Raw genomic sequence first — 26,739 nt, 5'->3', positions numbered from 1 at the left:
TCCGCGCACGCCGTGCGGGCGGCGTCACCATGGGCACGCTTCATGCATTGCCGCCGGCGAGTAGAAGCGTTCAGCACGGCGGGGCCACCCCTTCGCCGCCGCCCGGAAATTGCTCGATCCGCACCGGTCCTGCCCGGCGGTGCGCCGTGCCTTCGCGCGCGGTGCACGGCGCACGGCGCACCGACCCTTTCGCAATGACCACCGAGGCACGGCCATGCAACGACGCCAGTTTCTTTCACGCTCCCTCGCCACCACCGCCGCGCTGGGCGCTCCGTTCGCGCCCTTCGTCCATGCACAGGGCACGCTCGTTCCGCTGAAGTTCACGCTCGACTTCCGCGTCACCAGCCAGACCTCGCCCTTCTTCCTCGCGCTCGCCAAGGGCTACTACAGGGAAGAGGGACTGGACGTGAGCATCGACGTGGGCTCGGGCTCCGTGGCGTCCATCACGCGCGTGGCCAGCGGCGCCTACGACCTGGGACTGGGAGACCTCAGCTCCCTGGTCGAATTCCAGGCCCAGAACCCCGGCACGCCGGTGCAGGCCATCTACCAGTACTACCAGCGCGCGCCCTTCGTCATCATCGGCCGCAAGGACCGCGGCATCACCACCGACTTCCTCTCGCTCAAGGGCAAGCGCGTGGCAGCGGCGGCGGTGGAATCCACGCGCCGCTGCTGGCCCATGGTGGCGCGCGCGCTCAAGACCGGCCCCGACCTCTTCGAGTGGGTGACCACCGACTTCAGCGCCCGCGACAACGTGATGGTGCGCGGCGATGTCGATGCCGCCACGTATTTCCACGACTCCGCCGTGTCGCTGTTCGCGCGCATGCCACCCAGGGACCTCGCCGTGCTCGAATACGGCAAGGCCGGGCTGCACCTGTACGGCAACGCCCTGCTGGCGGGCCGGCTGCTGCAGGAAAAGCCCGAGGCGGCGCGCGGCTTCCTGCGCGCCAGCCAGCGGGCGCTGCGCGAAACCCTCGCGAACCCCGATGCGGCGCTGGCGGCCATCAAGGCGCGCGAGCCCATCCTCAACATGGAGGTGGAACGCGAACGCTGGTCCATCACCCGGCAGTATCTGGCGCCGCCGGACCTGCCCGCCCAGGCCCTGGGCCACGTGCAGCCCGCTGTGCTCGGACGCCAGATCGACGAGGTGGCCACCGTGTTCCAGCTGGCCGCGAAGCCCGCGCCCGAGCGGGTTTTCAACCCCGGCTTCCTGCCCGCGGGCCCGAAAGGCGCCGCATGAGCGCCCTGCCCCTGCCCGCGGAAGTGCCGCTGGACGAACGCGACGGCCGCTACCTGCGTCAGGCCATCGCCCTGGCGGACAAGGCCCGCGCGCGCGGCAACCGGCCGTTCGGCGCGGTGATCGTCGGCGACGACGGCACGGTGCTCGCGGAGGCCTGGAACGCCAACGGAGAAACCGGCGACTGCACGGCGCACGCGGAAACCTCCGCCATCCGCGTGGCGAGCCCGCGGCATGCGCGCGAAGTCCTGGCCCGCGCCACGCTGTACTCGTCTGGCGAACCCTGCGTGATGTGCGCGGGCGCCATCTTCTGGGCCAACATCGGCCGCGTGGTGTACGGCATCGACGCGGTGCGCCTGCGGGGCTTTCGCGGCGAGCGGCAGGACCAGCGCGACGCGGAGCTCTCCTGCCGCGACGTCTTCGCCGCCTCGCCGCACCCGATCGACTGCATCGGGCCCGCGCTGGTCGCCGAAGCCTCCGCATCGCACGAGGGCGCCTGGAAGGCGTGACGCCCGGGCCCGCCGCTATCATGCGGCGCTCGCTCCACCCACCCCATGCAACGACCGCAAGGCAACCACGACCGATGACCTGGCACGCCCGCCTGCAACTGGACTACCGGCGGGAAGGCCCGCGCACCGTGGCCCGCTTCCTCCACGACGGCCCGCTGCGCATCCTGCAGAGCCTCTACCCCGAAGGCGACGGCATCTGCCACAACGTGCTTGTGCATCCGCCGGGCGGGCTGGTGGGCGGCGACACGCTGGACATCGCGGCCACGGTCGCGCCGGGGGCCCACGGCCTCGTGACCACGCCGGGCGCCACGCGCTTCTACCGCTCCACCGGCGCTCCCGCACTGCAGCGCACGCAGGCCACGCTGGCCGCCGGCGCGCGCCTCGAATGGCTGCCGCTGGAGGCGCTGTGCTACAGCGCCTGCCAGGCCGAGAACCGGCTCACCCTCACGCTCGCGCCGGGAGCCGAATGCATCGCCTGGGACGTGACGGCGCTGGGCCTGCCGCACTCCGGCCAGCCCTTCGCCGAAGGACGCTTCACCCAGCACATCGAAGTGCCCGGCATCTGGCTGGAACGCGGCACCATCGACGCCGCCGACGCGCTGCTCATGGACGGCCGCCTCGGGCTGGCCGGGCACCGCTGCCTGGCCTCGGTGTTTTTCGTGGCCGGCGAGGCGCTGCCGCGGGAGCGCCGGGAGGCGGCCCTGGACGCGGCCCGCGCCGTGATCGATGCCCATGCGCTGCGGGACACCGCGGGCGCGACCAGCCCGCACCCGCAGGTGGTGGTAGTGCGCGTGCTGGCGCCCGTGGTGGAGCCGGCCATGGAACTGCTGCGGCAGGCCTGGGGCGCCTGGCGCACGCACCTGTGGGGCCTGCCGGCCCGGCTGCCGCGCATCTGGGCGATGTAGCCGCCGTACCGGCGGCGGTCAGCGCGTGCGTTTGCGCGCAGGCCGGGCGGCCGCGGCAGGCACCGGGGGCGCGGTCTGCGCCGTGCGCCCCAGCTGGCTCGCCAGCATGGCGGCCACGGTGCGCGCCACGGCCTTCGGGTCCAGCGCCTCGTCGAACAGCATCTCCACGGCGGCATAGATCATCTCCACCACCACACGGCTGGCCAGGCGCAACTCGCCGCGGTCCGTCCCGGGCAGCACCTGCGCGAGCAGCTCCGTCTGCGCCTGCGTCACCTCGGCGTGGGAGGCGAGCCGCACCTGCTGCAGCGCGGGCACGGCGCGCATGGCGCGCATGATCCACACCCCGGCGGGGGTGCTGCGCGTGACCTCGTAGGTGTCCAGCAACAGCCCTTCCAGCGCGCTCGCCAGGGCCTGCTCGCCGTGCGAGAACACCTCCGCGCCGATCCAGCGCCCCACGCAGTCGTTCTGGCGCTGCATCAGGCGCTGGCCCAGCTCGGACAGCAGCGCGTACTTGTTGGGGAAGTAGCGGTAGAGGGCCGGGGGCGTCAGGCCCGCCCGCTCGCACACCAGGTTGGTGGACAGCCGCTCGATGCCCACCTCGTCGAGGGTCTGCGCGGCGGCTTCGAGGATGCGCTCGAACGTGTCGGCCGCGCGCTGCTGCGCGGGCTGCACCTTGGTGGCCAGGTCGGGCTGGGGCCGGCGGGGCCGGGAGGCGGCGGTTTTGGTCATGTCGGTTCGGGATTCTCCCAGGGTATCGCGGATGGCATTCCAGGCCCACTGACTATACGATAGCAATCACTATATTTTTGGATGCCCCCATGACCTGCATCAAGCAAGAGATCCGCCCCGTCGCCCTGCTGTCGGCCCTGGGCGTCGGATCGCTCGCGCTGCTGACCCTGGGGCTGCAGCCCATCCTGCTCGGGGAGCTGCTGGAGGCCGGGCGCCTCGGCCTCGACGGCCTGGGCGCGGTGGCCATGGCGGAGATCGTCGCCCTGGCGCTGGGCGTGCTGCTCGGCGACCAGATGCTGCCCCTCAGGCTCCTCCCCCTGGCAACGGCCGGCGCCACGCTGGCGGCCGCGGCGCTGGACTGGGGCACGCTGCACGCCAGCGGCGTCCCGGGCTTCGCCCTGGTGCGCGGGGCGGCGGGCCTGGCAGAGGGCATCCTGGTCTGGGGCACCACGGCGGTGATCGTGCGCAGCGCCCAGCCCGACCGGATCGCGGGCGCTTTCTTCGTCACCCAGACGGCGGCCCAGGCGCTCGTCGGCCTGCTGCTGGCGCACGTGGTCATCCCGGCCCACGGCTGGCAGGGCGCATTCGGCCTGCTGGCCGCGCTGCTGCTCCTGCCGGCGCTGCTGGCGCCCGCGCTGCCCCGTTCGCTGCAGCCCCTGCCGGTGGCGGACAACGGCGGCTTCGCCTGGACGCCCGCGCGCGCGGTCCCCCTGCTCGCGGCCTTCCTGCAGCTGTCCACGCTGGGCGCGCTCTGGGCCTATGTGGAACCCCTGGGCAGGGATGCGGGCCTCTCGGCCACGGGCGTGCAGACCCTGGTCGCCGCCTGCCTGGGCATCCAGGTCGTCGGAGGCAGTTGCGGGTCGGCCCTCGTGCGCACCGTGGGCGCACCGGCGGTGCTGCTGCCCGCCTCCCTGTTGCTGGGGGCCGTGGCCCTGTCGGTGCCGGCCACGGCCGGCGGCGGCGCCACGGCCTTCGTCCTGCTCTGCGGCCTGTTCGCCTTCCTCTGGCTGTTCATCACGCCGTTCCAGATGCGCCTGGCTTTCGATGTGGACCCCAGCGGCCGCGTGGCCTCGCTGGTGCCCGCCGCCCAGCTGTTCGGCATCGCATGCGGCCCGCTGGTCGCATCGTTCTTCGTCGAGGGCGAGCAGGCGCAGGCCGTTCCGCTGGTGAGCGCCGCATTCGGCGCGGCGGCGGTGCTCGTGCTCGCGCTGGGCACGGTGCGCCAGCGCCGGGCGCTGGCGGGCTGACACCGCCGGGGGTCAGGGCCGCCGCGCTCCGCGCTGCGCCAGCCAGGCCTCGCAGTGGGCCTGCAGCGTTTCCTCGATCGGCCGGTAGCGCAGGCCCAGTTCGCTCTGGCTCCTGCGGTTGTCCAGCTCGAAGCGGATGCCCAGGTGCCCCCGCACATAGGCCGGCGACAGCCCGAAGAGCGGCCCGATCAGCCGCACCAGTCCGCCGGGCAGCTGGTGCCGCGGAAGAAGCCACGGCCGGGGGTGCACGGGCCTGACCATGCGCGCCATCTCGGCGAAGCGCACCATAGTGCGCTCCGCCACGATGTAGCGGCCCGAGGCCTGCCCGTTCGACGCCGCGGCGAGGTGCGCGCGGGCGACGTCCCGCACATCCACGGTCGCGAAGCTGAAATCCGGCACCCCATAGAAAAACACGCCCCGCAGGAGCTCGTCCAGCAGGAACAGGCTGCCCGACACCGATCCACCACCCAGCGGCGGCCCCAGCACCAGGCCCGGATGCAGGGCCACCAGGCGCCAGCGGGACTGATCCCCGGCGATGCGCCATGCCTCCCGCTCGGCCAGCACCTTCGAGTAGTGGTAGGGGTTGTGGTGCAGCGTGCTGGTGGTGTTGAACCGGTCTTCGGTCAGCATGCGCCCGGGCGCGTCCATCACACCGGAGTAGTCCCCGAACATGGCACCGATGGACGAAGTCAGCACCACCTGCTCCACGCAGGAAGTGCGGTCCACCGACGCCAGCACATTGCGCGTTCCCTGGAGCGCCGGATCGATCAGCTGGCGCTGCGGGTCCCGGATGCGCTCGGGCAGGTGGAAGGGCGACGCCACATGGAACACGGTGTCGCACCCCTGCATGGCGCCGTCGAAGGACCGCTCCTGCAGCAGGTCCGCGGCGAAGCAATGCAGCCGGCCCGGATGGGCCTGGCCCAGGGCCGACAGCACCTGCATCTTGCGGGCGTCGGACGGGTCCCGGACGGTCGCATGGACACGCCAGCCCTCCTGCAGCAATTGCTGCACCAGATGTCCGGCCACGTATCCCGTGCCGCCAGTGACCAAGGCAGTTCGCATGGATGTCTCCTTCAAGAGTCCTCGACCGGGGATCCCTAGGGTTTTCCCCGCCTTCACACTTCTGTCAAAAATATAGTCATCACTATAAACTAGTCATAACTACCAAAAAACACGGAGCTTTCCATGACGCCACGCACGCGCTTTCTCCTCGCCGCCGGCCTGCTGTCGGCATTCCTGTCGCCGGCCCGGGCGGCCCCCGATGACGCCAAGGGTCTGTGGATGACCGCGGAGAAGGACGCGGTGCTGGAGTTCAAGCCCTGCTCCGACGCGCCCTCCGCACTCTGCGGGCAGGTCGTCTGGGACAAGGACGCCGGCCAGCCCCGCGACACCTGCGGCACGCAGATCGCGCGCCTGGAGCGCTACGACAACGACGCCTGGCGCGACGGCTGGGTGTACGACCCGCGTGACAGCCGCAAATACAAGGGCGCGCTGCGCGTGAAGTCGGGCGAGTTGCAGGTGCGCGCGTTCGTGGGCACCGAACTGCTCGGCCAGACCGAGCGGCTGCAGCGCGTCGCCGAGATCCCCGCGGCGCCGGCCTGCCGGCACTGACACGGCCCGCCCATCCCGTCCCCCATCCACGCCCTGCCCCGCCCCGCTCCAGAAAGGCCCTCCATGCGCTCCACCCTGCTCCCCATCGCCGCCCTCGGTGCCTTCGGCGCCCTGTACGGCGGCGCCGCTGCCGCCGCCCCGGCCGACGAGACTGCCAGCTATGCCGTCGAGACCGAGGTGAAGCTCGTCAGCGACCAGCGCACGCGCGGCATTTCGGATTCGGTCATGCGGCCCGGCGCGCAGCTGAGCGTGCAGGTCGCCCATGAAAGCGGTCTGGTTGCGCAGGCACAGTTCTCCACCGTGAGCAGCAAGGCCTATACGGGCAGCGACGGCTACAACCTGCTGCTGGGTGCCGGATGGCGCTTCGGCGATCCGGACGGCTGGCACTTCGGCGCCGGGCTGGCCACGGAGTTCTTCCCCGGCGCACGCTTCAGCGCACCGCATGGGATCGATGCCGATGCCGGGGCGCCCACGGACTTCCGCACGACCCGCTACGACACCTCGTACGCGGTGCTGGAGATCGGCTGGGGCGCGCTCGAAGGGCGCATCCTGAACGTGATCTCCAAGACCTACCGCGGCGCCGATACCGGCGGCGTCTGCGGCCAGCTCCTGGCGGTATCGGCCGATCCGGCGCACGCGCTGGAATGCTATGCCCGCGGCGAGCAGAACTCGCGCGGCAGCTGGCTGTTCGACCTGGACTACCGCATCGCGCTGGATGCGCAGACCACGCTGAAACTGCACGCGGGCACGCAGAAGATCCGGCACTTCAAGGAGGTGGACTTCTCCGATTACTCGGTGGGCATCCTGCACCGCCGCTGGGGCTTCGACTGGAGTGCCGAATACGTCATGCCGCGCACCCGCGTGCGCGAGATGTTCCAGGTGATGGACGGCGACCGGCTGCGCGCGGCCGACGGCAACCGCCTCGTGCTCGCCGTCTCGCGCAAGTTCTGAGGATGCCCATGCCCCTCGCCCAAAGGCTGGTCCTGGCCATCGATCTCGGCACCTCCGGCTGCAAGTGCGCCCTCGTGTCGCTGGACGGTGCCGTGCATGCCTGGTCCTTCCGCCCCGTGGCCCTGCACGTGCAGGGCATGCAGGCCGAGCAGGACCCGGAACACTGGTGGCAGGCCCTGCTCGATGCCGCCGCCGAACTGCTGCAGGCCGATGCGGCGCGGCGCCGGCAGGTGGTGGCCGTCTGCTGCTCCACCCAGACCGAGGTCACCGTCTGCGTGGACCGCGCCGGCCGGCCCCTCGGGCGGGCGATCAGCTGGCTCGATGCCCGCGGGGCCGCCGCCACCGCCCGGCGCACCCGGGGCCGCTTCGCCAACATCGCGGGCTACGCACCGCTGAAGCTGTGGCGCTGGCTGCGCCTGACGGGCGGGGCCCCCTCCGGCACCGGCCGCGACATCGCCGGCCACATCGCCTATGTGCGCGACGAGCGCCCCGACCTCTACGAGCGCACCGACAAATTCCTCAACGCGCTGGACTACCTCAACATGCGCCTGTGCGGCCGCGTGTGCGCCACGCAGGACTCCATCCTCACGGCCTGGGTCACCGACAACCGCGATCCCCACCGCGTCCGCTACGACGCGGGCCTGCTGAAGCAGCTGGGCATCGAGGCGTGCCAGTTGCCCGAGATCGTGCAGTCCACCGACGTGCTGGGCCCGCTGCGGCCCGAGGTCGCGCAGGCCCTGGGCCTGGAGCCGCATACCGTGGTGGTGGCCGGCGCGGTGGACAACTCCGCCGTCGCCGTGGGCGCGGCCGTGGACGACTACGCCACGCACCTCTACCTGGGCACCTCGTCCTGGCTCGGCGCGCACGTGCCGGCCATGAAGACCGATGTGTTCCGCAAGATCGCCGCCGTGCCCTGCGCGGTGGGCGGCCGCTACCTGGCCATGGCGCTGCAATCCACGGCCGGGGCGAACCTCTCGTTCCTGCGCGACCGCATCCTCTACCACCCCGACGAACTCGCCAGCGACGAGGAGCACCCCGAGGTGTACGAAGTGCTCAACCGCATTGCCGCCCGGGTGCCGCCCGGCGCCCGCGGCCTGATCTACACCCCCTGGCTCTTCGGCGAGCGCACCCCGGTGGACGACCCGCGGCTGCGGGCAGGGCTCGTCAACCTCTCGCTGGAGCACTCGCGCGAAGACATCTTCCGCGCCTTCCTGGAGGGCGTGGCGCTGAACACGCGCTGGATGATGGAGCCCTTCGCAAAGCTGCTCGGCCGCGATCCCGGCACCGTCACCGCCGTGGGCGGCGGCGCGCAGAGCGAGGTCTGGTGCCAGATCATGGCGGACGTCACGGGCCAGCCGATACGGCAGCCCGACAACCCCATCCAGGCCAACGCCATCGGCGCGGCCTTCATCGCCGGCGTGGGCACCGGCGAGCTGGAGTTCTCCGGGCTGCACCGGCTGCGCCGCACGCGCCACGTCTACGAGCCCACCGCTGCGCTGCAGCGCCTGTATGCGGACAAGTTCGAGGCCTTCAAGGAAGTGCGCACCCGCCTGGCGCCCCTCTACCACCGGCTGAACGCGCCGGCCACCACCACCGATGCCGCCGCGGCACCGGCCCCCGCCTCCCCCACGCCCGTTCCGGAATCGCCATGAAGCACTTCGCCCAGAAACAGCACGTCGTGGACCTCTGCCTCACCCTGTCGCGCCTCGGCTATTTTGCCGGCACGGGCGGCAACATCATGCTGCGCCTCGATGCCGGGCACGTGGCCGTCACGCCCTCGGCCGTCGACTACCACGCGATGCGGCCCGCCGACGTCTGCGTGCTGCGCCTGTCGGACCTGCAGCAGGTCGACGGCGACCGCGCCCCATCCGTGGAGGCCGGCCTGCACGCCGGCCTGCTGCGCGCGCGGCCCGATGCCGGCTGCAGCATCCACACGCACCAGCCCGTCGCCAGCGCCCTGGCCCTGCTGGGCCGCGCCGTGCCCGTGCCGCCGCGCTGGCAGGCCACGCTGGGCCCCTTCCTGCCCATGGTGGGCTACGCCCCTTCCGGCACCGGCTGGCTCGCGGCCAAATTCGCGCGGGCGGTGCAGCCCGGCACACAGGCCTACCTGATGCGCAACCACGGCATCCTGTGCTGCGGCCGGGACAGCCAGGCCGCCCTGCAGGCGGTGGACGACCTGGAAGCCCTGGCCCGCGCGCTGCTGGCCGACCGGATCGCCGAGCGCGCCGCCACGGCCACCGCCCTCGCCGACACCGCCGGCAGCGATGCGCTGTGGCGCGTCCACGATGCGCTCCAGGAGCGCAACGGGTCCCCCCCGCCCCATCCGCCCCACGCAACCCACCAGCCCCTGCAGCCCGCCCCATCCCGGGAAGGCCTGCCGGCGTACTGACCACCGGCCAGCTCCCGCTTCCAGCCCTTCCTTTCGCCGCCCACGCCATGAGACACCCCGCCCCCCTTCCTCCCTCCTCCGCCCCTGCCGCCGCCGGCCCCGCCACGGTGCCTTCCGCCATCTCCGCCTGGCCCGGCACCGCAGCGCTCTACGACCGCTTCGCCGAGCTGGTCCGCCAGCCCATGCGCCCCGTGCGGCGCGACGCCATGCCCAAGGTGCTGCGCTGGTTCGACGAGAAATGCGCGGGATCGAAGCGCCTGGCCGAACAGGCCCGGGCCGTCATCCCCGGCGGCATCCAGCACAACCTGGCCTTCAACCACCCCTTCCCCCTGGCCATCGCGCAGGCCGAAGGCGCCTACCTGACCGACGTGGACGGCAACCGCTACATCGATTTCCTGCAGGCCGGCGGCCCCACGCTGCTGGGCAGCAACCATCCGGCCGTGCGCCAGAAAATGCACGAACTGCTGGACGGCTGCGGGCCGGTCACCGGTCTGCTGCACGAATACGAGGTCAAGCTCGCCGAGCTGGTGTGCCGCCACATGCCCGGCGTGGAGATGCTGCGCCTGCTGGGCTCCGGCACCGAGGCCGTGATGGGCGCGGTGCGGCTGGCGCGCACCTTCACCCGCAAGCACCGGATCATCAAGATCGGCGGCGCCTACCATGGCTGGAGCGACCAGCTCGTCTATGGCATGCGCCTGCCCAACACCGGCCGCATGGAGGCCACGGGCATCCCGCGCGGCGCCACCGGCCCCACGCAGGAATGTCCGCCGAACGACCTCGACGCCCTGCGGCGCAAGCTGCAGCTCAACCGCCTGCGCGGCGGCACGGCGGCGGTCCTGCTCGAACCCCTGGGCCCCGAGAGCGGCACGCGGCCCGTCTTCGCGGACTACAACCGGCAGGTGCGCGCGCTGTGCGACGAGTTCGGCGCGCTGTTGATCTTCGATGAGGTCGTCACGGGCTTCCGCGTTGGCATGGGCGGCGCACAGGCCTATTTCGGCGTCGTGCCGGACATCACCGTGCTCGGCAAGTGCCTCACCGGGGGCTACCCCATGGCCGGCGCCATCGGCGGGCGGCGCGACATCATGATGTCGCTGGTGGGCGGCATCGGCACCACCTCGCGCCGGGCCTTCGTGGGCGGCACGCTCTCGGCCAACCCCCTGTCGTGCGCCGCGGGCTACCACGCCCTCGTCGAGGCCGAGCGCACCCAGGCCGCCGTGGCCGCGGGCCGCGCGGGCGACCGCCTGCGCGCCGGGCTGGAAGAGATCATCCGCCGCCGCGGCCTGCCCTACGTGGCCTACAACATGGGCTCCATCGTCCACCTGCAGACCTCGGGCGTGCTGCTGCTGGACACGGGCAGCCTGTGGAAGCTCATCCGGGTGCGCAACGAGGCGAAGGAACGCAAGCACATGATGGAAGAGATCGGCGCGGCCTACACGGCCCACGGCCTGGTCACGCTGGCGGGCAGCCGCATCTACACCAGCCTGGCGGATACGGACGGCGTCATCGACGACGCCCTCGACCGCTTCGACGACGTGTTCGCGCTGGTGTGAGGGAGGCCGCCATGGACGCAACCCTCGAGCAGCTCTGGCACACGCTGCGCGACCGCCTGGAGGCCCGGCAGCTGCTGGGCGGCCGCCGGCCGGCGCTGTCGCTGCGCATTCCCGGCACCGGCGACATGTGGTTCGGCCGCGCGGCAGACGTCGCGCCGCGCCGCCTGCCCCTGCCCGGCCTGGACGAACCGGACGCCCTGGGGCCGGCCGATGCGCGCGCGCCGCTGCATGCGGGCGTGTACGCACTGCGCCCCGATGTCTGCGCCGTGGCCTCCGGTGGCGGCCCGTTCGGGCTCTGCCTGGAAGGCTTCGGCGGCGCCATGCCCGGCGTGTTCGACGAACAGGTGCGCCACCTCGGCCACATGGCACCGCCCCAGCCCGCGGCGTCCGGCGAGCGGCTGCAATCCGCCCTCGGCCGGGGCGGCAACGTGCTGCTGGTGCAGGGCGAACCGCTGGCGCTGGGCATGACCGGCGCGCGGCTCGCGCTCAATGCCGAGCTGTTCGAGAAATGCGCCAAGGCCTACGTGCTCGCCACTGCCAGCGGCGGCGCGGTGCGGCCCCTGCCCTGGATCGTGCGGCACGTGGCGAACCGCCGGCTCATGAAGGACGAGCAACGGGCCCGGCAGCGCGTGCGGCACGGCCTGCTGCCCGAGGAAAGCAAGGGCTACTGAACATGCAGCCGCCCGCACGGGAACCATGTCCCCAGGATGCCCCCGAGGCCGTCGTACGCGCCCTCTTCGACGCCCAGGCCGCCACGGCCCTGGCGCTGCGCAGCTCCGATGCCGCCCGGCGCCGCGGCATGCTGCGCCGCCTGCACCGTGCCGTGCAGGCGCGCCGCGAACGCTGGTATGCCGCCTTCCGCGCCGATCTCGGCAAGCCCGCGGTGGAGGTGGAACTGACCGAACTGCTGCCGGTGCTCGGCGAAGCCGGCCACGCCATCCGCCACCTGCAACGCTGGATGCGGCCGCGCCGCGTCGGCCCCACGCTGGCCACCATCGGCACCCGCGCGCTGGTGCAATGCCAGCCGCGCGGGCGCTGCCTCATCATCGGCCCTTGGAACTACCCGCTGAACACGGTGCTGGGCCCGCTGGTCTCGGCCGTGGCGGCCGGCAACACGGCCATCGTCAAGCCATCGGAATTCACGCCGCACGTGAATGCCCTCGTCGCCGAGGTCATCGCGGAAGTGTTCGAGCCCGCCGAGGTGGCGCTGGTCGAAGGCGGCGTGGCCACCGCCACGCACCTGCTGGCCCTGCCCTTCGACCACATCTTCTTCACCGGTTCGCCCGCCGTGGGCCAGGTGGTGATGGCCGCGGCGTCGCGCCACCTCGCCTCCGTCACCCTGGAGCTGGGCGGCAAGTCGCCCGCGATCGTGGATGCGAGCGCCGACCTGCCCGCCGCCGCGCGCATGCTGGCCTGGGGCAAGCTCGCCAACGCCGGCCAGACCTGCGTCGCGCCCGACCACGTGCTCGTGCACCGCAGCGTCGCGGCCCGCTTCGCCGAATGCTGGCGCGAGGCGGTCGCGCGGCATTACGGGCGCGGCGCGCACGCGGTGGCCGCCAGTCCCGACCTCGGGCGCATGGTGAGCGTGCGCCACGCCGCGCGCGTGGCAGAGCTGGTGGACGATGCGCTCGCGCGCGGCGCCACAGCGCTGGACGGCGGCACGCACGACGCGGCCGCCCGCTACGTCGCGCCCACCCTGCTGGCCGATGTGCCGGAAGACGCCCGCATCGAGACCGAGGAAATCTTCGGGCCCGTCATGCCGCTGCGCACCTTCGACACGCTGGACGAAGCCATCGCGCGCGCCAACGCCGCGCCCAAGCCCCTGGCCCTCTACATCTTCAGCCGCGACCGGGAGGCCATCGCCCGGGTGGCGGCGCACACCAGCTCCGGCAGCCTGGGCGTGAACCTGTGCGTGCAGCAATACGCCCATGCCGGCCTGCCCTTCGGCGGCGTGAACCGCTCCGGGCTGGGCAGCGCCCATGGATGGCACGGCTTCCGCGCCTTCTCGCACGAGCGCGCCTGCCTGGCCGACGGCCCGCTCAACGGGCTGCGGCTGCTGTTCCCGCCCTACACGCGCGCCCGGCTGGCGCTGGCGCGCCTGCTGGTCGGCCTCGCGGGCCGGCACTGAAAGCCCGCAGGCCGCCGCCGCTCAGAACGCACCGGGGTAGGCGCCGCCGTCCGCCAGCACGTTCTGCCCGGTCATGTAGGCCGCCTGCACGCTGCAGAGGAAGGCGCAGATCGCCCCGAACTCCTCCGGCGTGCCGTAGCGGCCCGCCGGAATGGCCGCCTGCTGGGCCCGGCGCACATCGTCCTCGCTCTTGCCCGACTTCTTCACGGCCGCCTGGATGGTGGCCGCCAGCCGGTCGGTGTCGAACTTGCCGGGCAGCAGGTTGTTGATGGTCACGCCCTTGGCGGCGATGCTGCTGCGCGCCGCGCCCGCCACGAAGCCCGTGAGGCCGCTGCGCGCGCCGTTGGACAGGCCCAGGATGTCGATCGGCGCCTTCACCGCGCTCGACGTGATGTTCACGATGCGGCCGAAGCCGCGCGCCGCCATGCCGTCCACCGTCGCGCGGATCAGCTCGATGGGCGTGAGCATGTTGGCGTCCACGGCGCGGATCCAGGCCTCGCGGTCCCACTCGCGGAAATCGCCGGGCGGCGGGCCGCCCGCGTTCGTCACCACGATGTCGAAATCGCGCCCCGGCCCGCCGGGCGCGGCGAACGCCGCCTCGCGCCCCTCCGGCGTGGTGATGTCGGCGGCCACGGCCACCACCTGCGGCGGCGGCCCCTTCTGCCCCGCGGCCGCCGTGATCTCCGCGCCCGCCGAAGCCAGCCGCGCGGCCGCCAGGCGCAGGTCCTCGGGGTTGCGCGCATTGATGACCACGTTCACGCCCTCGCGCACCAGCGCCTCGGCGCAGCCGTAGCCCAGCCCTTTGCTCGCGCCGCACACCAGTGCCCATTTGCCCGTGATACCCAGATCCATAGTGCGTGTCCTTTCGTTCCGCGCCGAGCCGCGCGATGCGGCAACGCAGTGGTTGTCAGTGGCGCGCCAGGCGCCGGAACCGCGATGGTACGGAAGCCCGGCATCCGCGTGGGGCGCCGGGGAATAGCGGATGGCGCCTGCCCTTCAGGCCCGCATTCGCGTGAACACGAAGATGCCCGCCATCACCAGCACCGTGCCGGCCGCCACCCAGAGCGTGAACGGCTCGCCCAGCAGCCACACGCCCATCAGGATCGTGGACAGCGGCCCGATCATGCCGGCCTGCGCCGCCGCACCAGCGCCGATGCGCTCGATCGCCATCATCACCAGCAGCACCGGCACGGCCGTGCACAGCACCGCATTGCACACCGACAACCACAGCACCTCGGGCGCCACCACCGCCGCCGAGAGCGGGCGCAGCGCCGCGAACTGCGCGATGCAGCACACGCACGCCACCGTGGTGGCCAGGCCCACGAGCCGCAGCGAGCCGACGCGCCGCACCATCTCGCCGCTGTACACCAGGTAGACCGCATAGCTCGCGGCCGAGAGGAAGACCAGCAGCACGCCCCAGGCCACGTCCTTGCCCTGCAGGCTTGCTTCGTGGCCGAACACCAGCACCACGCCGCAATAGCTGATCGCCATGCCCAGCACCTGCCCGCGGCGGATGCCGCGCCCGTACAGCAGCCAGCCCAGCACCACCACCAGCGTGGGGTTGAGGTACAGGATGAGCCGCTCCAGGCTCGCCGTGATGTAGGCCAGCCCGGCGAAATCGAGAAAGCTCGCGAGGTAGTACCCCGTGACGCCCAGGCCCACGATGCCCGCCCAGTCGCGGCGCGACAGCGGCGGCTTGCCCCGGCTCGCCCACCACGCCATCACCGCGAAGATCGGCAGCGCGAACAGCATGCGGTACATCAGCAGCGTGACCGCATCCACGCCGTACCGGTAGGCGAGCTTGACGATGATGGCCTTGCCGCTGAAGGCAATGGCGCCCACGAGGGCGAGGACGAGGCCGGTGGCGGCTTTCGCGGGAGGAGGAGAGGCAGCTGCGGTATCGGAGGGCACGGGGCGGGCGCGCGGGCGCGAAGGCGGGGAAAGCAGCAGTGTGGCATGCACCGCGAAGCGCGGCATGCGGCATTGCACAAGGCTGGCAGCGTGGGACGCGATGGGCGGGAGGGCCGTATTTGCACGGGCTGCACAGGACAGTCAAGCGGTGACGGCATGCGTTTCGGCGAGTGGAACTGTTACGTCTCGCCACCTATCTCTACCGTGCCAGGAAGGGTTTGGCGCCGGATCTCTTCGCATAATCCGCGCCGATCATCATGCTGCGCAGTGCAGTACGAGATGAAGAGGGAGGAAAAATGGTCGATCTGATGAAAGCGCCGCAAGAGGCGCTGCAAGCCGTTCTCGGGCGGAGCAACAAGCCCAAATATGCAACGCCGCTGTTCCAGTTGCGCGACATACCGTCCGTGATGCGTTCGCGGCTGGGGTGGCCGGTGGCTGCGGCGTTGATGGAGCGGTGGTTCAATGGGGCGGCGTATCAGATGACCAAGGAGATGAAGTTCAGCGAACCACCCAGTCGTTTGCATCAGCTCGGTCCAGCGCATCTCGACGAAAACACCGTCAAGATGGAGTGGGCACTAGGTTTTTCCCGGGTTCAAGCTGCCTTGGCTCAGCTGACTTCGAAATGGTCCAGTCCTGCAGGCATTGCCCAACTGAAGGACCGCGTGGAGAGCCAAGGCCGAGGACGCCATCAGCAATGCTGGCGCCTGGGAAACCTGGCACAACCGGCGAAGCTCCTGGAAGATACGTGCCAAGTTAACTACACGGTATTCGGCAAATGGGGCGACCCGATGGATGATTTCTATGGGGCTATGGGCGAGGCACAGATGAATGTGGCTGTATCCGGCAATGTCTTTTCTCGAGGCCCAGGAAGAGCCCGGGTTGAGATCGATGAACTGGGTTTTTACTTGCGTGACGCCTACGACTTCAACGACGACGGCAACTTCATCTCGCAACCTTTGGGGTGCTGGGGCTTTGAGGGGGTTGAATGCGGCATTCATACACAAGTGAGCGTGCCCCTCGAGGATTCAGTTATGGATGAGGCTCCTGAACTGGTGCAAAAGCGCAAATACATCGTTCAAAACAAGGATTTTCGCCGGTGGCGCGACAAGAACCAAAGAGGTGGAGATTTCATGATTTTGTCGAATGTTCACCGCGTACGCCTCGCTTTTCCTTTGAAGTTTGAATGGTGACACAAAATTGACCAATATCCATAGATACTGGAAGCGCATCAAGTGGCTTACCATTGGCGCTTCACTACTTGGCGTAATCTGGTATTTAGGAACTCCCAAGTATGACCGCAGCCACTACAGCCCCCGACATTTATACCGTCTGGACTATTACGAAGCCTCATGGCTCCAAAAGCTGGTTCATCGGGACATGCGCTACCCCCACGTTATTCGACTCTACCGTGTCGATCCGAAGACGCTGCTTGGAGAGAGCGACGTAGTAGACCTATGGATCAATGGGCAGATTTATTGGTATCTGTATCCTCCTATGAACAAGGTCCGGGTGGGCCGCGATGTAGTCTTCGAGAATATCCCGCCGGAATGCACGGATTGCCCGCCCTTACCGGATTCTGCCGTCATGCCCTGAGCACGGCGGGAAGCGCAGCATGGGCAATCGTCATTACCATTCTAAAAAATCCCCCTCGTCGCCCATGCAAATTATGGGCATCGAAAACGCTTCTGGCGTTCGCTCTAATAGGAGTGGCTTGCCATGCAGTAACGCCGAAGCACAAAGGACAGTCGATCAGCCCGCGCCACGTTTATCGGCTTGATTTCTACGATGCATCGCCATTGCAGCAGCTCATGCATCACGAAATGAAGTTCCCGTCCTTCGTGCGCATCTACCGCATTCAACCAGAAACCCTGCTTGGAGAAAGCGAAGTAGTGGATCTCTGGATCAACGGCCAGTTGTACTGGTACCTGAATCCCCCCATGAACAAGGTCCGCATCGGAAGAGACGTCGTCTTCGAGAACATCCCCCCCGAATGCACCGGCTGCCCGCCCCTGCCCGATTCCGCCGTCATGCCCTGACCCGCCCGCCCAAGAAAAAACGGCACCCGAAGGTGCCGTCTTTCCCAATCGTGGAAGAGGATGTGCCCTGTGCGGGTCAGTCCTCGACGAAGGCTTCCTCGCGCTTCTTGCTCACGGCCGGCAGCAGCACGATGACGAGCAGCAGCACGGCGGCGGCGAGCAGGCCGGCGGAGATCGGGCGCGTGACGAACACGCTCCAGTCGCCGCGGGACAGCAGCAGCGCGCGGCGCAGGTTCTCTTCCATCATCGGGCCCAGGATGAAGCCCAGCAGCAGGGGCGCCGGCTCGGTGCCCAGCTTGTGGAAGATGTAGCCGATGAAGCCGAAGATGCCGACCAGCCACACGTCGAACGTGTTGTTGTTCGTGCCGTACACGCCCACCGCGCAGAACAGCACGATGGAGGGGAACAGCCAGCGGTAGGGCACGGTCAGCAGCTTGATCCACATGCCGATCAGCGGCAGGTTCAGGATGATCAGCATCGCGTTGCCGATCCACATCGAGGCGATCAGGCCCCAGAACAGCTCGGGGTTGCTGGTCATCACCTGCGGGCCCGGCTGGATGTTGTGGATGGTCATGGCACCCACCATCAGCGCCATCACTGCGTTGGGCGGGATGCCCAGCGTCAGCAGCGGGATGAAGGAGGTCTGCGCACCGGCGTTGTTGGCCGACTCGGGGGCCGCCACGCCGCGGATGTTGCCCTTGCCGAAGGGCACTTCGCCCGGCTTCAGCTTGGTCTTCTTCTCGATCGTGTAGGCCGCGAAGGCCGCCAGCAGCGCGCCGCCGCCGGGCAGGATGCGCAGGGCCGCGCCGAGCGAGGTGCCGCGCAGCACGGCGGGGATCATGCGCTTGAAGTCTTCCTTGGTGGGAAACAGGCCCTGCACCTTGGCCGTGAACACCTCGCGGTCGTCCTCGGGCTTGGAGAGGTTGGCGATGATTTCACCGTAGCCGAACACGCCCATGGCGATCACGACGAAGTTGATGCCGTCGGTCAGTTCGGGAATGTCGAAGCTGTAGCGGGCCACGCCCGAGTTCACGTCGGTACCCACGAGGCCGAGCAGCAGGCCCAGCACGATCATGGCCACGGCCTTGAGCAGCGAACCCGAGGCCAGCACCACGGCGCCGATCAGGCCCAGCACCATCAGCGAGAAGTATTCGGCGGGGCCGAACTTGAAGGCGACTTCGGTCAGCGGCGGCGCGAAGGCGGCCAGGATCAGCGTGCCCACGCAGCCCGCGAAGAACGAGCCCAGGCCGGCGGCGGCGAGCGCCGGGCCCGCGCGGCCCTTGCGCGCCATCTGGTAGCCGTCGATCACGGTCACCACCGAGGATGACTCGCCCGGCAGGTTCACGAGAATCGCGGTGGTCGAGCCCCCGTACTGCGCACCGTAGTAGATGCCGGCCAGCATGATGAGCGCGGCCACGGGCGGCAGCGCGTAGGTGGCGGGCAGCAGCATGGCGATGGTGGCCACGGGCCCGATGCCGGGCAGCACGCCGATCAGCGTCCCCAAAATACAGCCGATCAGGCAGTAGATGAGGTTCTGGAAGGTGAAGGCGACGCCGAAGCCGGTCGCCAGGTTGTCAAACAATTCCATGGTTATCGATGCTCCCGCTCAACCCGAAATGAAACTGGGCCACACGGGGAACTGCAGTTTCAGCGCCCACACGAAAGCCACGTAGCTGCCCACCGCGAGGATGGTGGCGAGGATGAACACTTCCTTGGCGTTGAAGGTGTCGCCCGCCAGGCTCGCGATGAACACGAGCGCGTAGATGGCGACGATCAGGCCCATGGCCGGCACGCCGAAGCTCGGCAGGCCGGCCAGCAGCACGCCGAAAGCGAAGTTGGAAGCGAGGATGAAGAACAGCGGCTTCCAGGCCCACTTGCCGATCTTGTCGCCATCGGCGCTTTCCACCACGGTGGCATAGAAGGTGATGGCCGCGCCCAGGATGGCGAGCAGGATCCCCAGGATCAGCGGGAAATACCCAGGACCCATGCGCGCGCCGCTGCCGACGCTGTAACTGGTGGCACCGACCGCGAAAGCGACCCCGACCCCCATGAACATGAGGCCTGAGAAGAAATCTTTCTGGCTCTTTATTTTCACGAAACGACTCCTTACACGAAGTTGACGGGCGATTGTGCAATCACGCCCTTTGTGCATCGATGTGGATACCACCTATCCGGCACCTAGGGAAAACCGCAACGCCCCCAGCGAGAACGCCGTCCCGGAGGGCGGGACGGATTTCAGGATTTTCGCTGCACGGAACGGGGTTTCAGGGGGCCGCGGGCGGCGCGGCCCGGTCACGTGACTCCAGCGGTGGAGTCGCGGCGATGACCTCTTCCAGCGTGGTCACGCCTTCGGCCACGCGCAGCGCGCCCGCCAGCCGCAGGGGGCGCATGCCGTCCTGCAGCGCCTGCCGCCGCAGCGCGTCGATGGAGGGCGACTGGGTGATGCGCTCCTTCAGCGCCTCGCTCACGGTGAGCAATTCGTAGAGCCCCATGCGGCCATGGAAGCCCGTCATGCGGCAGTCCACGCAGCCCACCGGCCGGTAGGGGTGGTAGCCGCCGGTGATCTTCCAGGGCCGCACCACTTCGGCCAGGCGCTCGATGCCGGCCGCCTCGTCGCGCTGGCGGCACTGCCTGCAGAGCGTGCGCACCAGCCGCTGGGCCAGCACGCCCAGCAGCGTGGCATTGATGAGGTAGGGCGGCACGCCCAGCTCCATCAGGCGGCTGATGGCCGAGGGGGCGTCGTTGGTGTGCAGCGTGGAGAACACCAGGTGTCCCGTGAGCGCGGCCTGCACGGCCATGTCCGCCGTCTCCAGGTCGCGGATCTCGCCCACCATCAGGATGTCCGGGTCCTGCCGCATGAGCGCGCGCAGGCCTTCCGCGAAGCTGAAATCGAGCTGCGGCTGCACCTGCGTCTGGTTGAAGCTCGGCTCGATCATCTCGATCGGGTCCTCCACCGTGCTCACGTTCACCTCCTCGGTGGCCAGGCGCTTGAGCGTGGAGTAGAGCGTCGTGGTCTTGCCCGAACCCGTGGGCCCCGTCACCAGGATGATGCCGTGGGGCCGCTGCACCAGCGCCTCCCAGCGCTGCGCGTCGTGGGGCGAGAAGCCGAGCGCGTCCAGGTCCTTGACGGTGTTGTCCGGGTCGAAGATCCGCATCACCATCTTCTCGCCGAAGGCCGTGGGCAGGGTCGAGAGGCGCATTTCCACCTCGTCGCCGCGCGGGTTGCGGGTCTTGATGCGGCCGTCCTGCGGGCGGCGCTTTTCCACCACGTCCATGCGGCCGAGCAGCTTCACGCGCGACACCATGGCGTTCAGCACGCCCATGGGCATCTGGTACACCGGATGCAGCACCCCATCGATGCGGAAGCGGATCACGCCCTGCTCGCGCCGCGGCTCCAGGTGGATGTCGCTCGCGCGCTGGTCGAAGGCGTACTGCCAGAGCCAGTCCACCACCTTGACCACGCCCTGGTCGTTCGCGTCCAGCTGCTTGTTGCTGCGGCCCAGTTCCACCAGCTGCTCGAAGCTGCTGCCCGCGCTCGCGCCGCCGGCCTTCTGCGCGGCCTTCACCGACTTGGCCAGCGCGAAGAACTCCGCCGTGTAGCGGTGGATGTCCTGCGGGTTGGCGACCACGCGGCGCACGGCGCGGCGCGACTGCCGCTCCACCTCGGCCACCCAGTCATCGACGAACGGCTCGGCCGTGGCCACCACGATCTCGCGGGGCGTGACCTGCACCGGCAGCACCCGGTGCCGCTCCGCGTAGCTCGCGCTCATCATGTCGGCCACGCGGCCCACGTCCACCTTGAGCGGATCGATGCGCAGGTAGGCCAGGCCGCTGCGGCCGGCCAGGTATTCGGTCAGGCTCTCCAGGTCCAGCGGCCTGCCGTCGCTCGCGCGCGCCATCGCCACGCTGGCCAGCCGCACCAGCGGATGCTGCCGGCTCTCGGCCTGCGAGCAGCGCGCGATGGTGCGAGCGGCCTCCTCCTGCGAGATCACGCCGTCGGCGCGCAGCCACTCGACGATGCGGCGCCAGTCGAGGGGGCCCGCGAAACCGGCCGGTGCCGCGGGCCCGGCGGCGCCATGGGGAGGAGGCAGGCTGCGGCTCATCGCGCGTCACTCCACCGGCTTGAACACGCGCGGCCACTTCGCCGCGGGCAAGTCCCACCGCGCCTGCACCGCATCGGCGCGGGCCAGCAGGTCGGCGCGGCGCGGCCGCGCCGGCGTGCGCTGCGCCAGCACCACCGTATTGCCCTCGCGCGTGGGCTTGAAGGCCCAGAGCGCATCGGCGCCGAAGGCCTCGGCCATGCGCGCGAGACTGCGCTCATAGCTCGACGACCGGCCGAACAGGTTCACCGTCATCGCACCGTCCTCGGTGAGCAGCGCGCGGCAGTCGGCGTAGAACTCCGCGCTGTCGAGCACCGGGGCCGCGGCCTCGTGGTCGTACAGGTCCACCGCCAGCGCATCGACCGTGCCGTGCCACTCGGGCTTGCGGATCTCCTGCGCGGCATCGGCCAGCACCACGCGCAGCTTGGGCCCGTCGGGCGGCAGCTTGAACCACGCGCGGCACACGGCCAGCACCTGCGGGTTGAGCTCGATCGCCGTGCAGCACATGCGCAGCTTCTTGTGGCAGAACTTGGTGATCGCCCCCGCTCCCAGGCCCAGCTGCATCGCATGGCGCTTGCCCACGCTGGCGGGCTCCACGAACAGCAGCCAGGCCATCATGCGCTGCACGTACTCCAGTTCGATGTCGAAGGGATCGTCGATGCGCATGGAGCCCTGGATCCAGGGCGTTCCCAGGTGCAGGTGGCGCACGTCGCCGTCATCGGAAACGCTGACTTCGGGCAGCTCGGCGGCTGCGGCTTTCTTGCGGGTGGTCATTCAATCCATCAATCCAAAGGGGGCCAGCGCCTCGGCCCAGGCGGCACGCTTGCGCTCGAAGCTCCAGGACGCATTCGCGGGGCTGGTGGAGGGCAGGCGCAGCGACGGCACCGGCCCCTCCTGCAGCCCGGCCGGCAGGCCCAGGGCGGCGCGCACGGCGCGTGCGTGCTTGAAGCTTTCCCCGCCATTGTGGGCGATGGCCGCAAGGCGCGGGCAGCGCGACCGCAGCGCCGCGAAATCGTTCACCGCCGCGTTGCGGATGCTCGTGTCCAGGCTGCCCTCCCGCTCGCAGGCCGCATACACGTCCCACAGCCCCAATCCGCGGTCCAGCAGCCAGGCGCAGCGCTCCGCATAGCGGTCCCGGCCGGGCAGCGGGTGCCGGGGCCACAGCGCCTGCAGGATGGGCCAGAAATGGTTCTGCGGATGGCCGTAGTACTGCCCCGCGCGCAGCGACGCCACGCCCGGGAAACTGCCCAGCACCAGCACCACCGTGCGTTCCGACACGACCGGCGCCAGCCCCACCAGGCGTGCGGGCGCAGCGGGGTCCAGGTCAACGGAGATCTTGTCGGGCAGGCGGGGCATGCATCCCTATCGTAGCGGCTCGGTGGCCCGGTACTACGGTGCCGGCAACAGGCCGGCCAGGCGCGGCAACGCCGCCAATGCATTCGCATGCGCGGCCCGGGCCAGCGCCTCCACCGGCATGCCGCGCAGCTCCGCCACCACCTGCGCGATGCGCGGCAGTTCGCCCGGCGTGTTGCGCGCCGGGGCGGCGCCTGCCGCGCGCTCCGCGGCCGTCACGTAGAGCCAGTGGGGCGGGATGTCCGGCGCATCCGTTTCCAGCACGATGGATTCCAGCGGCAGCTCGGCCGCCAGCCGGCGCAGCTGCAGCGCGCGGTCGAAGGTCACCGCCCCGCCGAAGCCGAGCCTGAACCCCAGGTCGATGAACGCGCGCGCCTGCTGCAGGCTGCCGTTGAACGCATGGGCGATGCCGCCCTCGGCGCCCACGTCGCGCAGGCCCTTGAGCACCTTGTCCACCGACCGCCGGGTGTGCAGGATCACGGGCAGCCGGCTGCGGCGCGCGAGCCGCAACTGCTCCCGGAAGAAATGCTCCTGCCGCGCCGGGTCCAGGTCCTGCACGAAGAAGTCCAGCCCGATCTCGCCCACGGCCACGAGGCGCGGGTCTGCCGCATGCTGCTCCAGCGCCCGCGCCAGCACACCGAGATCGCCATCCTCCGCCCGGCCCGTGAAAAGCGGGTGGATGCCCAGCGCATAGCTGTCGCCGTGGCGGTGCGCCAGCGTGCGGACGGCCTCCAGGTTGCCCCGCTCCACCGCGGGCAGCACGCAGTGCGCGACCCCGGCGCGCGCCGCGTCCGCACGCACCCTGTCCAGGTAGTCCCGGCCCGCATGGGCTTCGAACTCGTCGAGGTGGCAGTGGGTATCGATCCAGGTCTCCATCCCCCGAGCATGCCAGCACCCTGGGCGGCGCGCACGTCGGCCGTCTCCGGCGGCCCGCGCAAGCCGCCAGGCCGCCTGGCACCCCGCCCTGAAACACGCGGACACATGCGCGGCAGGCGGTTCCGTGCTACCGTCGCCGGGAACCGCCTGCCCGGCGCACGACGCCGCGCGCGGGCCCCCTGACCCGAGGTGACCGCATGCCCAGGCCCGCCCGCTACAGCAGCTCCCGCCGCGCGCCGGCCGCGGCCTCCCCGCCCCATCCTTTGCCGGCCGGATTCGGGAGCTCGCCGCCGGCCGGTCCTGCGGCCGCAGCCCCCGGCGGCGCCGGACCTGCAGACGCTGCCGCCCCATCCCGTGCCCGTCCCTCGCGGCGCTGGCTCGGCGGCGCGCTGGCGGCCGTGCTGGCGACCGTGTTGGTGGCCGGCTTCGGCTGGCTGGCCTGGCGCATGCCGCCGCTGGCGCCGCGCATCACCCAGCAGGACATCGACGCGGCCGTGCTGCACACCCTCTCCACCCAGCCATTGCCGTCGGCCGCCGCGCGCGCCGCCGAGGCCGTGGCCCCGTCGGTCGTGCGCGTCACCGGCTTCGCCCACATCAGGAAAGGCAAGGGCAAGGGCCAGGAAGAAGAGCGCGGCGTGGGCACCGGCATCGTGATCGTGGACAAGGGCGTGATCCTCACCAACCTGCACGTGGTGCGGGGCGCGTCGCGCATCCAGGTCACCTTCGCCGACGGTTCGGAAAGCGACGCATCCCTCACCGGCGCCCAGCCCGCCAACGACCTCGCCGTGCTGCAGGCCCACCGCGTGCCGGACGACCTGCAGGCCGCGCCGCTGCGCTCCACGCAGGGCCTCAAGCCCGGCGACGGCGTGGTCGCCATCGGCTTTCCCTTCGGCATCGGCCCCTCGGTCTCGGCCGGCGTGATCTCGGGCCTGCAGCGCGAATTCGACTCGCCCCAGGGCAAGCAGGAGATGCGCAACCTCATCCAGTTCGACGCCGCCGCCAACCCCGGCAATTCCGGCGGCCCGCTCGTCACGCTCGACGGCGAGGTCGTGGGCATCGTCACCGCCATCCTCAACCCCACGCCCGCGCGCACCTTCATCGGCATCGGCTTCGCCGTGCCCATCGAGAACGCCGCCGAGGCCGCGGGTTCGCCGCCGTTCTGACCTTTCGCCAGGAGCCTCCATGGACACCACACCGCCCCCGACGGCCGCCGCCACCGCCACGCTGATGGAGCAGATCCTCTACGAGGTCAAGCGCGTGGTGGTCGGCCAGGACCGCTTCCTGGAGCGCGTGATGGTCGCCATGCTCGCGCAGGGCCACCTGCTGGTCGAAGGCGTGCCGGGCCTGGCCAAGACCCTTACCGTGAAGACGCTCGCCGGCACCGTGCGCGGCACGTTCAAGCGCATCCAGTTCACGCCCGACCTCGTGCCCGCGGACCTCGTCGGCACGCGCATGTACCACCAGCGCACGGGCGAGTTCGCCACCACCCTCGGGCCGGTGTTCACCCACCTGCTGCTGGCCGACGAGATCAACCGCGCGCCCGCCAAGGTGCAGAGCGCGCTGCTGGAAGTGATGCAGGAGCGGCAGGTCACCATCGCGGGCGAGACGCACGTGCTGCCGCAGCCCTTCCTCGTCATGGCCACGCAGAACCCGATCGAGACCGAGGGCACCTACCAGCTTCCCGAGGCCCAGGTGGACCGCTTCATGATGAAGGTGCTCATCGGCTACCCGACCGAGGAGGAAGAGTTCGTCATCGCCCAGCGCGCCCTCGCCGAACCCGTGCAGGTGGCCGCCGTGGCCACCACGGAGCAGCTTGCCGCGCTGCAGGCCGAATGCCGGCGCGTGTACGTCGATCCGTCCCTGCTGCAGTACGCCGTGCGCCTCGTGGCCGCCACCCGCGCGCCCGCGCAGTACGGGCTGCCGGAGCTGGCACCGCGCATCGCCTGCGGCGCCAGCCCGCGCGCCACCATCCACCTGGCCGAGGGCGCCCGCGCGCTGGCCATGCTGCGCGGGCGCGGCTACGTGCTGCCCGAGGACATGGCCGACCTCGCACCCGACGTACTGCGCCACCGCATCACGCTCTCGTACGAGGCGCTGTCGGACGGGCTGGATGCCGACGCCCTCATCGCCCAGTTCATGGCGCGGCTGCCCGCGCCCGCCCGGCCGCTCGCGCACGATGCCCAGAACGAGGTGCTCCATGCCGCCGCGCAGCGGGCCTGACGCCGCGGCAGCACGCGCGGCGCCACTGCCTGCGGCCGGACTGGCCGCGGGCGCCGCGGACCGCCTGCTGCGCCGGCTCGAATGGACCGTGCTGCGCCGCCTCGACGGCCTGCTGCAGGGCGACTACCGCACCCTGCTGCGCGGCGCGGGCGTGGACCTGGCGGACCTGCGCGAATACCAGGCGCACGACGACGTACGCCATATCGACTGGAACGTCACCGCGCGGCTCGGCACACCGCATGTGCGCGTCTTCTCGGAAGACCGAGAGATGGCCGCCTGGTTTTTGCTGGACCTCAGCCCCTCGGTGGATTTCGGGCCGCCGGGGCAGACCAAGCGCGACCGGCTCACCGGCTTCGTCGCGGTGCTCGCGCGGCTGCTCACGCGCCACGGCAACCGCGTGGGCGCCCTGCTCTTCGGCCATGGCGCGCCCGCCACCGTGCTGCCGCCGCGCACGGGTCGCACCCACGTGCTGCGCCTCATCCATGCGCTCACACCCACGGGCACGCCCGGGGCCGCGCCGCCCGGCACCACCGAACTGCACCGGCTGCTGGAATCGGCCGCGCCCGTGCTGCGGCGGCGCTCGACGGTGTTCGTCGTATCCGACTTCCTCAGCGCCCCCGGCTGGGAGAAGCCCCTCGCGCAGCTCGCGCAGCGCCACGACGTGGTCGCCGTGCGGCTGCTCGACCCGCTGGAGATGGCGCTGCCCGACGTGGGCGTGCTGCGCCTGCGCGATCCCGAGACCGGCGAGCAGCTGACGGTGGACACGCGCGACCGGGCCTTCCGCCAGCGCTTCGCCCGCCTCGCCGCCGAACGCGAAGCCGCGCTGCGCTCGGCCCTGGCGCGCGCGGGCGCGGACACGCTCGAACTCGCCACCGACGACGACCTGCTCGACGCGCTGGTGCGCTTCATGGAACTGCGCGGCCAGCCCGTGCGGGCCCGCCGGCGGGTGCGCGCCTGAGCGCCGCACGCGCCGGCCGAACCAACGACAAG

Annotated in this window: 26 protein-coding genes; 16 read left to right on the top strand and 10 right to left on the bottom strand. The window is 70.6% G+C overall.

What is annotated here, in order from left to right; translation table 11 throughout:
- Nucleotides 1–214 precede the first annotated feature (214 nt).
- The 3 genes from ACAV_RS05200 (at nucleotide 215) to ACAV_RS05190 (ending at nucleotide 2,648) form a co-directional block, all read left to right on the top strand.
- Nucleotides 215–1,237, top strand: coding sequence for an ABC transporter substrate-binding protein (locus ACAV_RS05200; protein ID WP_013593526.1), 1,023 nt, complete (start codon nucleotides 215–217; stop codon nucleotides 1,235–1,237).
- Nucleotides 1,234–1,743: a nucleoside deaminase gene (locus tag ACAV_RS05195; protein WP_013593525.1), complete on the top strand. Its 510-nt coding sequence runs from the start codon at nucleotides 1,234–1,236 to the stop codon at nucleotides 1,741–1,743. Before ACAV_RS05200 ends, ACAV_RS05195 begins: the two co-directional genes overlap by 4 nt.
- Nucleotides 1,744–1,817: 74 nt before the next feature.
- Nucleotides 1,818–2,648 carry an urease accessory protein UreD gene (locus ACAV_RS05190; RefSeq protein ID WP_013593524.1) on the top strand — a complete coding sequence of 277 codons (831 nt, stop codon included), beginning with the start codon at nucleotides 1,818–1,820 and terminating at the stop codon, nucleotides 2,646–2,648.
- Between the two features lie 18 nt (nucleotides 2,649–2,666).
- On the opposite strand, the gene ACAV_RS05185 is transcribed toward ACAV_RS05190, so the two are convergent.
- The gene (locus ACAV_RS05185; protein ID WP_013593523.1) at nucleotides 2,667–3,377 is read right to left on the bottom strand and encodes a TetR/AcrR family transcriptional regulator; all 711 of its coding nucleotides are present in this window, start codon (nucleotides 3,375–3,377) and stop codon (nucleotides 2,667–2,669) included.
- An 89-nt stretch (nucleotides 3,378–3,466) separates the two neighbouring features.
- Here ACAV_RS05185 and ACAV_RS05180 point away from each other — a divergent pair, with 89 nt between their 5' ends.
- Nucleotides 3,467–4,624, top strand: coding sequence for an MFS transporter (locus tag ACAV_RS05180; RefSeq protein ID WP_013593522.1), 1,158 nt, complete (start codon nucleotides 3,467–3,469; stop codon nucleotides 4,622–4,624).
- Nucleotides 4,625–4,636: 12 nt separating this feature from the next.
- Here the strand turns inward: ACAV_RS05180 and ACAV_RS05175 are convergent, their stop codons facing one another.
- The gene (locus ACAV_RS05175) at nucleotides 4,637–5,686 is read right to left on the bottom strand and encodes an NAD-dependent epimerase/dehydratase family protein (protein ID WP_013593521.1); all 1,050 of its coding nucleotides are present in this window, start codon (nucleotides 5,684–5,686) and stop codon (nucleotides 4,637–4,639) included.
- 123 nt (nucleotides 5,687–5,809) lie between these two features.
- On the opposite strand from ACAV_RS05175, the gene ACAV_RS05170 reads away from it, so the two are divergent.
- The 7 genes from ACAV_RS05170 to ACAV_RS05140 all read left to right on the top strand — a co-directional run bounded on the left by ACAV_RS05170 (nucleotide 5,810) and on the right by ACAV_RS05140 (nucleotide 13,253).
- Complete coding sequence (locus ACAV_RS05170; protein ID WP_013593520.1) at nucleotides 5,810–6,235, top strand: DUF2147 domain-containing protein; 426 nt, start codon at nucleotides 5,810–5,812, stop codon at nucleotides 6,233–6,235.
- Between the two features lie 63 nt (nucleotides 6,236–6,298).
- Complete coding sequence (locus tag ACAV_RS05165) at nucleotides 6,299–7,186, top strand: TorF family putative porin (protein ID WP_013593519.1); 888 nt, start codon at nucleotides 6,299–6,301, stop codon at nucleotides 7,184–7,186.
- Between the two features lie 8 nt (nucleotides 7,187–7,194).
- Nucleotides 7,195–8,838 (top strand): xylulokinase, encoded by a 1,644-nt coding sequence (locus ACAV_RS05160; RefSeq protein ID WP_013593518.1) that lies wholly within the window; start codon nucleotides 7,195–7,197, stop codon nucleotides 8,836–8,838.
- Entirely contained in the window at nucleotides 8,835–9,575 is a 741-nt protein-coding gene (locus ACAV_RS05155) for a class II aldolase/adducin family protein (RefSeq protein ID WP_013593517.1), read from the top strand. Before ACAV_RS05160 ends, ACAV_RS05155 begins: the two co-directional genes overlap by 4 nt.
- 47 nt (nucleotides 9,576–9,622) lie before the next feature.
- Nucleotides 9,623–11,125 (top strand): aspartate aminotransferase family protein, encoded by a 1,503-nt coding sequence (locus tag ACAV_RS05150; protein WP_013593516.1) that lies wholly within the window; start codon nucleotides 9,623–9,625, stop codon nucleotides 11,123–11,125.
- A gap of 11 nt (nucleotides 11,126–11,136) precedes the next feature.
- Entirely contained in the window at nucleotides 11,137–11,796 is a 660-nt protein-coding gene (locus ACAV_RS05145; RefSeq protein ID WP_013593515.1) for a class II aldolase/adducin head domain-containing protein, read from the top strand.
- Between the two features lie 2 nt (nucleotides 11,797–11,798).
- On the top strand, nucleotides 11,799–13,253 hold the full coding sequence (locus ACAV_RS05140) for an aldehyde dehydrogenase family protein (RefSeq protein ID WP_013593514.1): 1,455 nt from the start codon (nucleotides 11,799–11,801) through the stop codon (nucleotides 13,251–13,253).
- 21 nt (nucleotides 13,254–13,274) lie between these two features.
- On the opposite strand, the gene ACAV_RS05135 is transcribed toward ACAV_RS05140, so the two are convergent.
- Both ACAV_RS05135 and ACAV_RS05130 read right to left on the bottom strand, forming a co-directional pair.
- Complete coding sequence (locus ACAV_RS05135; protein ID WP_013593513.1) at nucleotides 13,275–14,105, bottom strand: SDR family oxidoreductase; 831 nt, start codon at nucleotides 14,103–14,105, stop codon at nucleotides 13,275–13,277.
- A 144-nt stretch (nucleotides 14,106–14,249) separates the two neighbouring features.
- The gene (locus ACAV_RS05130) at nucleotides 14,250–15,230 is read right to left on the bottom strand and encodes a DMT family transporter (protein WP_013593512.1); all 981 of its coding nucleotides are present in this window, start codon (nucleotides 15,228–15,230) and stop codon (nucleotides 14,250–14,252) included.
- 230 nt (nucleotides 15,231–15,460) lie between these two features.
- Here ACAV_RS05130 and ACAV_RS24005 point away from each other — a divergent pair, with 230 nt between their 5' ends.
- Nucleotides 15,461–16,354, top strand: coding sequence for a DUF6402 family protein (locus tag ACAV_RS24005; RefSeq protein WP_013593511.1), 894 nt, complete (start codon nucleotides 15,461–15,463; stop codon nucleotides 16,352–16,354).
- Nucleotides 16,355–16,870: 516 nt separating this feature from the next.
- Nucleotides 16,871–17,200, top strand: coding sequence for a hypothetical protein (locus tag ACAV_RS05125; protein WP_013593509.1), 330 nt, complete (start codon nucleotides 16,871–16,873; stop codon nucleotides 17,198–17,200).
- A gap of 76 nt (nucleotides 17,201–17,276) precedes the next feature.
- Here the strand turns inward: ACAV_RS05125 and ACAV_RS05120 are convergent, their stop codons facing one another.
- The 6 genes from ACAV_RS05120 to ACAV_RS05095 form a co-directional block, all read right to left on the bottom strand.
- On the bottom strand, nucleotides 17,277–18,788 hold the full coding sequence (locus tag ACAV_RS05120) for a tripartite tricarboxylate transporter permease (RefSeq protein ID WP_013593508.1): 1,512 nt from the start codon (nucleotides 18,786–18,788) through the stop codon (nucleotides 17,277–17,279).
- Nucleotides 18,789–18,806: 18 nt separating this feature from the next.
- On the bottom strand, nucleotides 18,807–19,295 hold the full coding sequence (locus tag ACAV_RS05115) for a tripartite tricarboxylate transporter TctB family protein (protein ID WP_013593507.1): 489 nt from the start codon (nucleotides 19,293–19,295) through the stop codon (nucleotides 18,807–18,809).
- A 169-nt stretch (nucleotides 19,296–19,464) separates the two neighbouring features.
- Nucleotides 19,465–21,303, bottom strand: coding sequence for a type IV pilus assembly ATPase TfpB (gene tfpB, locus ACAV_RS05110; RefSeq protein WP_013593506.1), 1,839 nt, complete (start codon nucleotides 21,301–21,303; stop codon nucleotides 19,465–19,467).
- Nucleotides 21,304–21,309: 6 nt separating this feature from the next.
- Entirely contained in the window at nucleotides 21,310–22,074 is a 765-nt protein-coding gene (locus tag ACAV_RS05105; protein WP_013593505.1) for a class I SAM-dependent methyltransferase, read from the bottom strand.
- Nucleotides 22,075–22,656: a DNA-deoxyinosine glycosylase gene (locus ACAV_RS05100; protein WP_013593504.1), complete on the bottom strand. Its 582-nt coding sequence runs from the start codon at nucleotides 22,654–22,656 to the stop codon at nucleotides 22,075–22,077.
- A gap of 33 nt (nucleotides 22,657–22,689) precedes the next feature.
- Complete coding sequence (locus ACAV_RS05095) at nucleotides 22,690–23,529, bottom strand: TatD family hydrolase (RefSeq protein WP_013593503.1); 840 nt, start codon at nucleotides 23,527–23,529, stop codon at nucleotides 22,690–22,692.
- A 197-nt stretch (nucleotides 23,530–23,726) separates the two neighbouring features.
- On the opposite strand from ACAV_RS05095, the gene ACAV_RS05090 reads away from it, so the two are divergent.
- The 3 genes from ACAV_RS05090 to ACAV_RS05080 are packed head-to-tail and all read left to right on the top strand — an operon-like array spanning nucleotide 23,727 to nucleotide 26,707.
- A complete protein-coding gene (locus ACAV_RS05090; protein ID WP_013593502.1) occupies nucleotides 23,727–24,692 on the top strand; it encodes a S1C family serine protease in 966 nt (321 codons plus the stop codon).
- Between the two features lie 19 nt (nucleotides 24,693–24,711).
- A complete protein-coding gene (locus ACAV_RS05085) occupies nucleotides 24,712–25,749 on the top strand; it encodes an AAA family ATPase (RefSeq protein WP_013593501.1) in 1,038 nt (345 codons plus the stop codon).
- Nucleotides 25,727–26,707, top strand: a complete 981-nt coding sequence (locus ACAV_RS05080) for a DUF58 domain-containing protein (RefSeq protein WP_013593500.1) — start codon at nucleotides 25,727–25,729, stop codon at nucleotides 26,705–26,707. The genes ACAV_RS05085 and ACAV_RS05080 overlap by 23 nt, the downstream gene beginning before the upstream one ends.
- Nucleotides 26,708–26,739: the final 32 nt, after the last annotated feature.

Source organism: Paracidovorax avenae ATCC 19860 (assembly GCF_000176855.2).
In the GTDB taxonomy this organism is placed as follows: domain Bacteria; phylum Pseudomonadota; class Gammaproteobacteria; order Burkholderiales; family Burkholderiaceae_C; genus Paracidovorax; species Paracidovorax avenae.
Note: the sequence above shows the minus strand (reverse complement) of the source record. Positions and strands in the feature narration are given on the sequence as shown.

Coding starts and splice junctions, on each gene's coding strand:
- ACAV_RS05090 (WP_013593502.1), top strand. CDS start 23,727: ATGCCCAGGCCCGCCCGCTACAGCAGCTCCCGCCGCGCGCCGGCCGCG.
- ACAV_RS05195 (WP_013593525.1), top strand. CDS start 1,234: ATGAGCGCCCTGCCCCTGCCCGCGGAAGTGCCGCTGGACGAACGCGAC.
- ACAV_RS05100 (WP_013593504.1), bottom strand. CDS start 22,656: ATGCCCCGCCTGCCCGACAAGATCTCCGTTGACCTGGACCCCGCTGCG.
- ACAV_RS05095 (WP_013593503.1), bottom strand. CDS start 23,529: ATGGAGACCTGGATCGATACCCACTGCCACCTCGACGAGTTCGAAGCC.
- ACAV_RS05190 (WP_013593524.1), top strand. CDS start 1,818: ATGACCTGGCACGCCCGCCTGCAACTGGACTACCGGCGGGAAGGCCCG.
- ACAV_RS05160 (WP_013593518.1), top strand. CDS start 7,195: ATGCCCCTCGCCCAAAGGCTGGTCCTGGCCATCGATCTCGGCACCTCC.
- ACAV_RS05155 (WP_013593517.1), top strand. CDS start 8,835: ATGAAGCACTTCGCCCAGAAACAGCACGTCGTGGACCTCTGCCTCACC.
- ACAV_RS05145 (WP_013593515.1), top strand. CDS start 11,137: ATGGACGCAACCCTCGAGCAGCTCTGGCACACGCTGCGCGACCGCCTG.
- ACAV_RS05185 (WP_013593523.1), bottom strand. CDS start 3,377: ATGACCAAAACCGCCGCCTCCCGGCCCCGCCGGCCCCAGCCCGACCTG.
- ACAV_RS05105 (WP_013593505.1), bottom strand. CDS start 22,074: ATGACCACCCGCAAGAAAGCCGCAGCCGCCGAGCTGCCCGAAGTCAGC.
- ACAV_RS05135 (WP_013593513.1), bottom strand. CDS start 14,105: ATGGATCTGGGTATCACGGGCAAATGGGCACTGGTGTGCGGCGCGAGC.
- ACAV_RS05080 (WP_013593500.1), top strand. CDS start 25,727: ATGCCGCCGCGCAGCGGGCCTGACGCCGCGGCAGCACGCGCGGCGCCA.
- ACAV_RS05130 (WP_013593512.1), bottom strand. CDS start 15,230: ATGCCGCGCTTCGCGGTGCATGCCACACTGCTGCTTTCCCCGCCTTCG.
- ACAV_RS05085 (WP_013593501.1), top strand. CDS start 24,712: ATGGACACCACACCGCCCCCGACGGCCGCCGCCACCGCCACGCTGATG.
- ACAV_RS05140 (WP_013593514.1), top strand. CDS start 11,799: ATGCAGCCGCCCGCACGGGAACCATGTCCCCAGGATGCCCCCGAGGCC.
- ACAV_RS05180 (WP_013593522.1), top strand. CDS start 3,467: ATGACCTGCATCAAGCAAGAGATCCGCCCCGTCGCCCTGCTGTCGGCC.
- tfpB (WP_013593506.1), bottom strand. CDS start 21,303: ATGAGCCGCAGCCTGCCTCCTCCCCATGGCGCCGCCGGGCCCGCGGCA.
- ACAV_RS05200 (WP_013593526.1), top strand. CDS start 215: ATGCAACGACGCCAGTTTCTTTCACGCTCCCTCGCCACCACCGCCGCG.
- ACAV_RS05150 (WP_013593516.1), top strand. CDS start 9,623: ATGAGACACCCCGCCCCCCTTCCTCCCTCCTCCGCCCCTGCCGCCGCC.
- ACAV_RS05165 (WP_013593519.1), top strand. CDS start 6,299: ATGCGCTCCACCCTGCTCCCCATCGCCGCCCTCGGTGCCTTCGGCGCC.
- ACAV_RS05120 (WP_013593508.1), bottom strand. CDS start 18,788: ATGGAATTGTTTGACAACCTGGCGACCGGCTTCGGCGTCGCCTTCACC.
- ACAV_RS05175 (WP_013593521.1), bottom strand. CDS start 5,686: ATGCGAACTGCCTTGGTCACTGGCGGCACGGGATACGTGGCCGGACAT.
- ACAV_RS24005 (WP_013593511.1), top strand. CDS start 15,461: ATGGTCGATCTGATGAAAGCGCCGCAAGAGGCGCTGCAAGCCGTTCTC.
- ACAV_RS05170 (WP_013593520.1), top strand. CDS start 5,810: ATGACGCCACGCACGCGCTTTCTCCTCGCCGCCGGCCTGCTGTCGGCA.